The organism is Bacillus sp. BR3(2024), assembly GCF_039134555.1.
Lineage (GTDB): Bacteria > Bacillota > Bacilli > Bacillales > Bacillaceae_G > Bacillus_A > Bacillus_A cereus.
Genome location: NZ_CP152433.1, coordinates 2854794 through 2867301, shown reverse-complemented (window position 1 = coordinate 2867301; position 12508 = coordinate 2854794). Strand labels below are relative to the sequence as shown.

Genomic DNA, 12508 nt, shown 5'->3' with positions numbered 1-12508 from the left:
TTCGAATTACATGTTATAATTTGGAAAAAATATATTCTTAATTTTTAGATAATTAAAAGGTGGTAGATAATATATGAGTACATTAAAGAAAATTACTAATAATATTTCGAAGGTTATTATAGGAAAAGACGAATCGATTGAACTGGCAGCTATAGCTCTTATAGCAAGAGGACACATTTTATTAGAGGATGTACCTGGGACAGGAAAAACAACATTAGCGAAAAGTTTGGCTAAAAGTGTGGACGCCAAATTTCAAAGAATACAATTTACAGCGGATACTTTGCCTGGAGATGTTATTGGCCTTGAATACTTTGATGTGAAGGAATCGGATTTTAAAACAAGGTTAGGACCCATTTTTGCAAATATCGTATTAGTGGATGAAATTAATCGAGCTGTACCGAGAACACAATCTTCGTTACTTGAGGTTATGGAAGAGCGTACGGTTACAATTGCGAAACAGACACATTCATTACCAGAACCTTTTTTAGTTATAGCAACGCAAAATCCACTCGAATCAGCGGGCACATTTCCTTTACCAGATGCTCAATTAGACCGATTTTTACTTACGATTCGCCAAGGTTATCCTACGAGAGAAGCTGAAAAGGAAATGATGAATCGGTTTCAAATGAATGATCCGTTAGAAACATTACACTCTATTATTTCAAGTGAAGAAATTATTACGATGCAAAAGCGTGCAAGAGAAGTGTTAGTAGGGAATGATGTGCAAGATTATCTTCTTGAAATTATTGAAGCAACTCGTAACCATGAGTTAATTGAAATTGGTGTAAGCCCTCGGGGAACGTTGGCATTTATGAGAGCGATTCAAGCACGGGCAATATTAAATGAAAGAGATTACTGTACGCCAGATGATATTAAGACGCTCACTGCATCAGTTTGTGCTCATCGTTTAACGTTAACGATTGAGGGAGAGATGAAAACGACGAAAGAACAAATTATGAAAGAAATTCTTCATACGATTAGTGTGCCAGTGGAGAATGTACGATGAATCAACAGCTTGTGTATACACCTTTAGCGGAGCCTTTCGTAATGGGGGTTATGTCAGTTGTAGCCGTTATTTTAAGTGTATTTTCAAGTAATCTACTGTTTTTATCTCTCGTATTTTTATATGTAATTTTAATAGGTGCTATGCATGTATATATACGTAAAGTATCTCGTGTTGAATGGGAATACAGTCAAGGGAATTCGAATGTTTTTATAGGTGAAACGAATATGTGCAAAATGAAAATTTCAAACAAGTCGATATTTCCTATTCTTAATATCGTATTTCGATTTAAATGTGAAAATAAGCTAACTTGGAATCATGATGAAATAAACAAAAATCATAGTACAGGTTCAAATTATTATATGAATTTTAATTTAAAAGGAAGGGAGTCAGTTTCATTTGATTTGCAAGCTGTAGCGTTAAAAAGAGGCATCGCGAAATGGGAAGAAGTTGAAATTGTTATTACTGATCTCTTTGGATTTATAACGAACCATATAACATATAAACAAGTTGATACGCCCTCTTATTTAGTCTTACCAGCTGTTCCGAAAATACAAGTTCCTGAATTACAAGAATGGTCACGAGGATTTCGAAAAGCGATGTCTTCACCCTTATATGATGAAACGAAAGTAATGGGAGTAAAGTCTTATGAAAATGAAGATTTTCGTTCCATCCACTGGAGTGCAACAGCGAAAACAGGGACGATAATTGCGAAAAAGTATGAGCGAACACAATGTGATAAATACGCGATTTATCTCAACTTGCAAAATAAAAGTGGTGTTTCTTTGCGAAATGATATAGAGGAACTAATTGAATTAACAGCAGGTATATGCAAACAACTTCTTATGCAAAACTGTTCGTTTGAAGTATGGATCAATAGTGTAAAAGATAACGGTTTGCTACATATAAAAAATGGGGATAATCGGAAACATTTGCAAAATGTATTAAGGATACTTGCCTCGATATCAGACCAAGATACGCCTATATCTTCTTCTTACTTTTACACAGCAGGCTTTCGTCGAAAGGAACTGGATGCGGTTCCTTTAATTATTGGTACTTCACCAAAGAAATACAGTAGAACGAATAAATGGATTGTAATGAAAGAATAAGAAGGGGCTTATGTCATGGTGAATAAAAAGCGACATATGAAAGTGAAGTTATGGAGTGTGAGAACTTTAATCATACTTTTCTTTGCGATTAGTGCGATAACGTTATCACAAGGTATTGTGTATGTACAAGACATAGTAAAAGAGCGTTTTTTCAGTAAGACTAAGACAATATCGGAAAGAAATTATGACTTTACTAGTATAGGTGAAAATTTTGATGATTCCAAAATAGATGAAGATGAATATGAAGAAGTAAAAGATACGGGTATAAGAACGAAAACGGGTAAAAAATTTCAACCTTTCGAAAGAGAAAGTCTATGGAGTGACGTGCTTTCTGTTCTTTCAAATGTATGGATTACTATAGTTTTTTATGTGATAATCGCAATATTAATTATATATGCCATCTACAAGTATATTAGGAACAAATTGATGAGAACAGAAATAGTACAGGAGAAAGAATCGATCACAAAGCAAACTGCGGTAAGAAGCATAAAGAATGAAAAAGTCATTCATCAGTTAGAACGGCCGTTACCGACAGATAAGATAAGAAAAACGTTAGTTGAATGGGAAAGAACATTACCATTTCATGAACAGAGAAGGTCCTATGAAACGATACAACAATGGTTAAAAAGAATTTGTAGAACAAGAGATATTATCTCGTTATATGAGTCTGTTCGTTATGGTGAAAAGACGTATACGGATTTAGATGTGGAAGAAATAATGAAGTGGGTAGAGGGAGACGGGAAGGTGGATACATAAATATCCACCTTTTCTATTTTTATACGGAAATTTGATTAACATGAATTATTTTCTTATATGAAACCGTCTTCAAATAGGTAAACAAAATTAACTTTATTTACTTATACTTCATTACATGTTAACCTATACTTAATTTTTATAAATTATAATTAATTTTTGATTTTTTAAGGGTGTGAAAATGTAATGAAATCGGTATTAAAAAGCATACTTATTTCCTTTGTTTTTTCAGCAGTAGGTATGTGTTGGTTACTGTACGTATTATTCAAAGGAGACGGAGACTGGTTATTGTCTTGGATAGGTGTATTAATGGCATATTTATCTTTATATACTTTAATAGATTTATATTGTAAAAATACATACGATAAAAAAATAAATAAATGGCTTATAAAAACATCGGTGACTATTTTTAGTTTTGCTGTATTAGGAATCTCATTTTGTATCATACATGAGCTATTAACACCGTGGAGTCTTAGTTTAATGGTGTGGTATTGGTTGCTAATGTTAGTATTATTTTTAACAACTATAATATCATTAATCAGTTTAGTATTTGTTAATCGTAAAAATCACAATTTCACCGTTAGATATAGAATGCTCATACTTCTAAATATATTTCTTACACTAGGACCAGTATTATGGCCGCTATTACTTTCTATTATTGGAAATGGTATGAATGCTAGTGCGGGCTGGTAAAAAGGAATATAAATTAGTTGTGTAAAGAATAGGATGAAAAGTTGATATAGAATTTTAAATGTTTAAGAGAACATGTTTACATAAAAAATGAAAACATGTTCTCTTTTTATTTGCATGCATAACTCTTCCTCAGTTTACCGTATTTAAATTTAAACGTAAGTATTTCGTAAGGAATGGATAAGAAAAAAGAGAGATTTATCATATAGGATGAAAGTATAGCTTGAATCAATCCGATATTAATGGAGGAGAGAAAGCCTTATGAAAAAATGTAATTCAATTAAGTTAGCAAGTTTTGCAGTTTTATTAGCGGGTACGGTTCTATTCACACCTGGTTTTACTGTGACTGCAGAGTCAACTCAAAATATTTCTAGTTCGTCACAAGTACATGATCAAAAGAATCGTAATGGCTGGAAACAAGTAATGCAGGAAACAGTACAGCTTGGTGCTGTAGGAATATTAGCTAAGGCGTCTAACAACGGAAAAACTAGTAGTTTTACTGCTGGCGTGGCGGACTTAAGTACAAAGAAACCGGTGAATTCGGATTATCGCTTTCGGATTGGTAGTGTGACGAAGACGTTTACTGCGACGACTGTGCTTCAATTAGTAGGAGAAAATCGCTTACAACTTGACGATCCAATTGAAAAGTGGCTACCGGGTCTCGTGCAAGGAAATGGGTATGATGGTAATCAAATTACGATACGACAACTTTTGAATCATACGAGTGGTATCGCTGAATACTTAAAGTCAAAAGACGCGGACATAATGAATTCGAAAAAAACGTATACAGCAGAAGAAATAGTGAAAATAGGCCTTTCGCTGCCTCCAGATTTCTCGCCGGGTAAAGATTGGTTGTATTCAAACACAGGATACGTAATACTAGGAATGCTTATTGAAAAAATAACTGGAAATAGTTATGCGGAAGAAATCGAAAAGCGAATTATTGAACCTTTGGATCTATCAAATACGTTTTTACCAGGAAATTCACCCGTCATCCCAGGAAAGAATCATGCTCGTGGATATGTGAAAATGGAAGGAACAGGCGAGTTCAAAGATATTACGTATTATAATCCGAGTTTAGCTAATGCAGCTGGAGATATGATTTCTAATGCGGATGACTTAAATAAGTTCTTTTCATCTTTACTTGGTGGTAAGTTACTGAAGGAACGCGAGCTAAAAGAAATGCTTACTACAGTTCCTATAGAAGGCAAAGGGGTTGGTGACGCATACGGTCTTGGAATCTATGAGACTAAACTTCCAAACGGTGTTTCAGTTTGGGGGCATGGAGGAGGAATTCCTGGATTTGCAACTTTTGCTGGGGGAGTAATTGGAGGCAAACATACATTAGCTATCAGTCTTAACTCAATAGGTGGGGTCGATATTGTTCCGCAGTTAAATAAAATGATGCAAATTGAATTTAATAAATAGATGAAAAGAAAATGAATAGAATTTTGTTATAGTTGTATTTAAAAGAGGTGCTTTTTTAAGTTCGCAACTATGGACAGTAGTTGCATTTATGATATGACATCAAGTGTATTCCAAAGTGAAAATCAATCTTAATGCTTACGACAAAATAAAAAAGGATGTCAGTTACATGACATTCTTTTTTATTTTGGATAAAAGAGGTATGTATATAGTTCTGAAAATTGTTATTTTTTAAATTTTTACATATAATGAAGGATATAGGGGCACCAATAGGGGAGTTATGAATGGAAAATACTTTAGTTAGTTAAATATTACTCGTTTTAATCAAAATAATTATGAGTTGATTTGGAGTTGAATACAATGGGGAAAAATCATTATAAATGGAGTAATAAACAATTACGAGAACATGTTGAAGTACTAGATGGTAAGAGAAGCACACACATATTATTAAAGAATGCAACATATTTAAATTCTTATATGCGCGAGTGGATGACAGCGAACATTTGGATATATAATGATCGAATTGTATACGTAGGGGAGCAGCTGCCAGAGCAATTAACGGAGTGTGAAGTTGTTGATTGCGAAGGAAAGTATGTCGTACCCGGTTACATAGAACCACATGCACATCCGTATCAGTTATATAACCCAGAGACGCTAGCGAATCATGCGATGCAGTTTGGGACAACAACTTTTATTAATGATAATTTAACTTTATTTTTCACATTAAAGCGTGAAGAAGCATTTCGTTTATTAGATGAATTCAATAAGATTCCAGCAAGTATGTATTGGTGGTGCCGTTTTGATGGACAGACTGAATTGCAAAACGGAGAATCTTTGTTTAATCGTGAAGAAATAATAGAGTGGCTGCAGCATGAAGCGGTTCTTCAAGGCGGCGAGCTAACAGCATGGCCAAAACTATTACATGGCGATGATGAAATGTTAACTTGGGTGCAGGAAACGAAGCGATTGCAAAAGAAAGTAGAAGGACATTTTCCGGGTGCATCTGAAACGACTTTAGCGAAGTTAAAACTGTTAGGTACAGATTGTGATCATGAAGCGATGACAGGGCAGGAAGTTTTCACTCGTCTTATGCAAGGTTACACTGTTTCCCTAAGAAATTCTTCAATCCGCCCAGATTTAGAAGTTTTACTGAAAGAATTGTTGGAACTAGGCGTAAAGCAGTTTGATAGATTCTTTTTTACAACAGACGGCTCACATCCTTCGTTTTATGAGAATGGAATGACAAACGTTATGATTTCTACCGCGATAAAACAAGGCGTGCCAGTAATAGATGCATACGATATGGCAAGTTATAATATTGCTCGCTATTATAATATGGAACATGTACATGGTTCGATTGCGACAGGTAGAATTGCTAATATCAATATTTTAGAAAGTAAAGAAAACCCAGTACCAATCAGTGTCCTTGCAAAGGGGAAATGGGTGAAGCGTGACGGTGTAAATACACATGAAGCATTACATATAGACTGGAGTAAACATAAAGTAACTCCATTATTATTAGATTGGTCAATAGAAAAAGAGGATATGATTTTCTCTAATAAAACGGGGATACACTTATTAAACAACGTTATTACAAAACCATACACTAGTGAAATTAATATAGACTGTGATGAATTGTCCACAGATCATGATGAATGTTTCTTTATGATGATTGCTCGTGATGGCAGTTGGCAAGTGAATATAGCTGTGAAAGGTTTTGCGAAAGAACTAGGTGGGCTTGCTAGCTCTTATTCTGGTACAGGTGACATCATTCTTATCGGAAAAAGAAAAGAAGATATGCTCACAGCTTTTCGTAGAGTAAAAGAGCTCGGTGGTGGAATGGTCATAGCAGAAAACAATGAAGTGTTACACGAAATAGCATTACCATTGCTCGGGATTATGTCTAATTTAAAAATGAGAGAATTAATACAGGAAGAGAAACAGATGGTGAAATTACTACAAGAGCGTGGCTACGCGCATGATGATCCAGCATTTACAATTTTATTCTTTTCTGCGACGCACTTGCCTTTTATACGAGTAACACCTATAGGATTATATGATGTGAAAAGTAGTAAGGTAGTTGCCCCGCCCGTGAATTTGATAAAGCAATATTAAAAGGAAAGATCCTATAAAAATTTTATAGGATCTTTCTCATTATTAGCATAAGAATATTGTAAGCCTCAAATGATATAGTATCTAAATCATTTGAGGTGATATGTAAATATGAAAAAAATATTTTACATTTTAAGCGTATTTATTCTGTGTGTATCGATACAACACGTTGTACATTCCCAATCAGATGCACCAGAATTATCTTCGGATTGTCTCGAAGAAAGAAAAGTTAGAGATGAAAAGCATGTGAAGAATATAATACAGGACATTAAATCCACATTTAATTTAAATATTGATGAACATAGTTTTTGGGAAGTAAGTAAAAGAGATCTGGAGGCTGCTCATTTGATGTATGGTGGAAAGGAAAATGATTCTTATTATAATTCGCTAACTAAAATTTATGATAGTGGTGGATTTAGCGAACAGCCCAGCTTATTTGTGAGGGCACAAGAAGCATTTTTACTTTATAAAGAAAAAGATAATATCAATGTAATGAAACGCCTAAAACTAGACGTTGAAAAAGGGGAATGGCTCGTTATAAAAACGAAAAAGAAGAAAGGGAAAAAAGTGAAATTCAAGCTGTTGCAATGTGAAAAAGATTATATGAAAAAGAGAAATGAATAACAAAATACTTATTCATACTGTTTTTATTCAACGATATTTTGCTGTTGATGTGAAATAGAAAAAGGTAAACGAACATATTAGCTTTATGGAATATGTTTGTTTACCTTTTTTTGAGAGATTTAATAATTGGGGATTATTTACTGGCTAATGAACTTATAATATTCAATGAATTTGTTCTTCATAAACATTAGATTTTGTGTCAAATGATTTATACATTACCGAACCACCTATGTATATTTTATTCTACAGTATTTATAAAAGAATGTTGGCTATTCATAAGAAATATGATTGGCACGGTTTTTGCTTGTATTACATGTAAGGAAGGGAGATTGTATGTAAGGAATCTGTACTCGTAATAGTATAAAACAAGCTACTATTGCATTATTAATCATAGTTGTATTTATAGCGGAACTGTAAATACATACAAATAAGTGGTTTTTTTGGATTTAAAATTCTGAATTTTCTTTTAAGTTATTAGGGGGCAATGGGATGGTTAAATATTCGAAAATTTCTAAGTGGATTCTTGGTGTTGGATTAGTGACAATAACATGTAATGGTTTGCAAATTCAAGCAGAGACAAAAGAGCAAAATGTGAAGAACGTATTACAAATGGAGCCGGTAGGAATACAGAAATCTGTTGATGAATTGGCGCACCCTTCAAAAGTACAAGAAAATGCATCTTTTACAAAACGGTTAAAATTAGCGGATTTATCACAGCGCCCACTAGCACCAACCGATAATATTAAACCGTTAGCTGAAGAAAAAAAGTATTCAATGGCTGAGTTAAATCAATTAAATAATAAACAATTAACTGATCTTCTTGTGACAATTAAATGGTATCAAATTCCGGAATTATTTCAGTTTAATAGTGATAGTCTTAAATTCTATCAAGATGATAGCCGAATGCAAGCAATTATTAATAAACTAGCAGAACAAGGACAAGCTTATACGAAAGATGATTCAAAAGGGATTGAAACATTAGTAGAAGCTCTACGTGCAGCATTTTATTTAGGTTTTTACCATGATGAATTAAGCAAACTAAATGAGCGTAGCTACCATGATAAGTGTTTACCAGCTTTAAAAACAATTGCAAAAAATCCAAATTTCAAACTTGGTACATCAGAACAAAATAAAATAATTGCATCATATGGAAAATTAATTGGAAATGCATCAGCAGATGTTGAAACGGTTTTATATGCAGGTGAAATTTTTAAACAATATAACGATAATCTTGCAACTTTCATTGAAGACCGAACAAAAGGAGACGCTATATATGAGTTGATGAAGGGAATTGACTTTGATATTCAGACGGATATGTACACGACTGGAAAAGAGCCAAAAGATACGATGTGGTTTCGGAATATCGATAACTTTATTAATGAAGTAAATCGTTTTGCACTACTTGGTACAGTAACAAATAAAAACGGATGGTTAATTAATAATGGAATTTATTATGCTGGCCGATTGGGCAAGCTTCATAGCACGCCGACAAAAGGACAACAAGTTGTTACAGATGCAATGCGAATTTACCCATATTTAGGAGAGCAATACTTTGTTGCGGCAGAACAAATTACTACAAATTATGGAGGAATAGATGCGAATGGAAAAACTGTAAATTTAGATCAAATTCGAGAAGAAGGTAAAAAGAAATATTTACCGAAAACGTATACGTTTGATGATGGAGCAATTGTCTTTAAAGCTGGGGATAAAGTTAGCGAAGAGAAAATTAAACGTCTATACTGGGCGGCAAAAGAGGTGCGTTCTCAATTTTATCGTACAGTTGGTAGCGATAAACCACTTGAAAGTGGACATGCTGATGATGTGTTAACGATGGTTATTTATAATAGCCCAGATGAGTATCAATTTAATCATCAACTGTACGGATATGAAACGAATAATGGTGGGATTTATATTGAAGGGACAGGAACTTTCTTTACATATGAACGTACACCAGAGCAAAGTATTTATAGTCTGGAAGAATTGTTCCGCCATGAATTTACGCACTACTTACAGGGAAGGTACGAAGTTCAGGAATTATGGGGCCAAGGGGAAATGTATCAAAATGAACGTTTAACATGGTTTGAAGAAGGGAATGCAGAGTTCTTTGCAGGTGCAACTCGATTAGATAGTGTAGTACCGCGAAAAAGTATAATTGGCGGGTTATCTAATGATCCTGCAAAACGTTATACAGCATCACAAACGTTAAATGCGAAATATGGAACGTGGGATTTTTATAATTATTCGTTTGCGCTGCAATCATATATGTATAATAAGCGCCCAGAAATGTTCGATAAAGTACATGATTTAATTCGCGCAAATGATGTTTCAAGTTACGATGCATACCGTGCTACATTAAGCAAAGATAATAAGTTAAATGAAGAATATCAATCTTATATGCAAATGCTTATTGATAATCGCGATAAGTATACGATTCCACAAGTATCAGATGAATATTTAACTCAACATGATCCAAAATCGCTTTCGGACGTTACTTCAGATATTACGAATGAAGCGAAATTAAAAGATGTGAAAGTAACAAAGAATAAATCACAATTCTTTAATACATTTACACTACAGGGAACATATACAGGAAGTGTGGCTAAAGGAGAAGTTGAGGACTGGAAAGTGATGAATGAAGCAACAAATGATATGTTGAAACGTCTTTCAGGAAAAGAGTGGACTGGATATAAAACATTGACTGCTTATTTTGTAAATTACCGTGTAAATAATGCTGGGCAATTTGAATATGATGTTGTGTTTAGCGGAGTGAATACGGAAGAAGGTACGGCTGTAGAAAAAGAACCAAATAATTCATTTGAAACAGCAAACCCACTATCTTTGAATATTTTGTTAAGAGGAACCTTGAGCGATCAAGATCAGGGGGATAAATTTGTTATTGATGTAAAGGATCAAAAAGATTTACAAATTTCTGTTACGAACGAACAAAATCTTGGACTGAACTGGGTATTATATTCTGAATCAGATTTAAATAATTATGTAGCTTATGCAACAAAACGTGATGGAAACAAATTGCTTGGAAATTATAATGCAAAGCCAGGGAAATATTACTTAAGTGTATATAAGTATGGTGGTGGAACAGGGAATTATACGGTACAAGTAAAATAGTTTACTATAGTTTGTTTTGAAAGGCTACTTATCGCATTTTATAGCGAAATAAAGTATGTAATGTTAAACATTAAACTAAGCCAACATATCCCTGTTCTAATTATAGAACAGGGATATGTTGGCTTTATATTTTCAAATTAAATAACCTCATTGGATTTTGACAAGAAAATAATTAATATAGATTTGAATTCTCATTCGTAAAGCATGTTTTAATCTTCTTAATGCTCTTTCATTTTTGTCTCAATGCTTGTTTTCAAATCAGTTGATACTTGATTGAAATACCCCAAAACGATCTCCCTAATATCATCGGATATAACTTTCAAATCACTAGCTAAGTTTTCAGCGAGATGTTCTTTTTCTATTGGCTGTAACTTCGTATAAAATTCACCAGCCTGCGTAAAGTCATCCTGTTTCATTATAGAAGTTCTTTCAAGTTTACCTTCAACGTACCTTCCTTCACCGGTTGTAATTTGATTAGCAGGTGTCCAATCTTGCTGCTGGTTAATCGTTAATTTGCGAAATTCTGGACCAATTCTTCTTCTTTGTGAATCACTGTAAATGTTAGCGCGCCCTTGCAGCATTTTATCATCTGATAGTTCTGCACCATCCAGTAAATTAGAAGGAGAGAATGCGACCTTTTCTACTTGTTCCATAAAATTTTCAGGATTTTTATTTAATACCATTTTCCCGACTGGTATGAGAGGATACGTCTGTTCATCCCATACTTTTGTGTCATCTAAAGGATCATAAGAAAGGTGCGCTTCATCTTTCGGATCCATGAGCTGGACGTATAAACCATACTCCACTGGTTTACCATTTTCAATAGCATCATATAAATCTTTCCCGCTATAATCAGGATTTTCAGCAGCTAATTTAATTGCTTCTTTACTAGTAATGTACTGTACACCTTCAAATGGGTACCAATGATACTTTACATACTTTCGATTACCTTCCGCATTTCTCCATACATATGTATTAACACTATGTCCTGGAATGTGGCGAAGACTTTTGGCCGTACCATTATTAGAGTATAAACGGACAACAAAATGAATAGATTCAGGTGCTTTAGCGACAAAACTCCAAAATCTATTAGGGTCTATTAAGTTATTTTTAGGTGAAGGCAATAATGCTTGAATCGTTTCAGGGAAACGCATTGGATCACGGACAGAAAAAACAGGAATGTGATTACATAAAAGGTCAAAAATGCCTTCTTTTGAATAAAATTTTGTGGAAAAACCGCGTACATTTCTAGCAGTATCCGGTGTTCCTTTCGTACTAACAGCTAACGAAAATCGAACCATAACAGGAACTTTCTCATTAGAATTTTGTAAAAAACTTAATTTAGTATGTTCAGACATCGAATATATCGTTTGAAAATAACCGAACGCACCAAATCCTTTTACATGAACAGGTCTTTCTAAAATTTTTTCATGAATAAATTGTTGTAATGACTCATGCAGTACACTATCTTGCTCTAGTACAGGTCCACGTGAACCAACTGTTTGAGAGTGAAATTTAGCTGGTTCAGTAAGTTCTCGATGTTTATTAAAGTCTTCTTCTAATAATTCTTTCCTATGTTTATCATATTTTTCATTCATCGATATAGCCTCCAAATTTTTTCGTCGATTGTTACTAAATATGATTTTATAGTCTCGATTATGTATGA

The 12508-nt window shown here is 33.8% G+C and carries 9 protein-coding genes; 8 read left to right on the top strand and 1 reads right to left on the bottom strand.

From position 1 onward, the window contains the following. The first annotated feature begins 73 nt into the window (after window positions 1-73). The 8 genes from V7S45_RS14835 (at window position 74) to colA (ending at window position 10842) form a co-directional block, all read left to right on the top strand. Window positions 74-1006, top strand: coding sequence for a MoxR family ATPase (locus tag V7S45_RS14835; RefSeq protein WP_000105663.1), 933 nt, complete (start codon window positions 74-76; stop codon window positions 1004-1006). Continuing rightward, window positions 1003-2112: a DUF58 domain-containing protein gene (locus tag V7S45_RS14830; RefSeq protein ID WP_001075940.1), complete on the top strand. Its 1110-nt coding sequence runs from the start codon at window positions 1003-1005 to the stop codon at window positions 2110-2112. Before V7S45_RS14835 ends, V7S45_RS14830 begins: the two co-directional genes overlap by 4 nt. Window positions 2113-2127: 15 nt before the next feature. Then, the gene (locus V7S45_RS14825; protein ID WP_000247497.1) at window positions 2128-2868 is read left to right on the top strand and encodes a hypothetical protein; all 741 of its coding nucleotides are present in this window, start codon (window positions 2128-2130) and stop codon (window positions 2866-2868) included. Between the two features lie 183 nt (window positions 2869-3051). Then, window positions 3052-3558, top strand: a complete 507-nt coding sequence (locus tag V7S45_RS14820; protein WP_342761418.1) for a DUF3902 family protein — start codon at window positions 3052-3054, stop codon at window positions 3556-3558. Window positions 3559-3816: 258 nt separating this feature from the next. After that, the gene (locus V7S45_RS14815; protein WP_000710640.1) at window positions 3817-4983 is read left to right on the top strand and encodes a serine hydrolase domain-containing protein; all 1167 of its coding nucleotides are present in this window, start codon (window positions 3817-3819) and stop codon (window positions 4981-4983) included. A gap of 357 nt (window positions 4984-5340) precedes the next feature. Continuing rightward, complete coding sequence (locus V7S45_RS14810; RefSeq protein ID WP_000517625.1) at window positions 5341-7095, top strand: adenine deaminase C-terminal domain-containing protein; 1755 nt, start codon at window positions 5341-5343, stop codon at window positions 7093-7095. 108 nt (window positions 7096-7203) lie between these two features. Next, window positions 7204-7716, top strand: coding sequence for a hypothetical protein (locus tag V7S45_RS14805; protein WP_000719372.1), 513 nt, complete (start codon window positions 7204-7206; stop codon window positions 7714-7716). A gap of 489 nt (window positions 7717-8205) precedes the next feature. After that, window positions 8206-10842, top strand: coding sequence for a collagenase ColA (colA, locus tag V7S45_RS14800; protein WP_025688704.1), 2637 nt, complete (start codon window positions 8206-8208; stop codon window positions 10840-10842). A gap of 218 nt (window positions 10843-11060) precedes the next feature. On the opposite strand, the gene V7S45_RS14795 is transcribed toward colA, so the two are convergent. Beyond that, a complete protein-coding gene (locus tag V7S45_RS14795; RefSeq protein ID WP_001003610.1) occupies window positions 11061-12440 on the bottom strand; it encodes a catalase in 1380 nt (459 codons plus the stop codon). Window positions 12441-12508 lie beyond the last annotated feature (68 nt).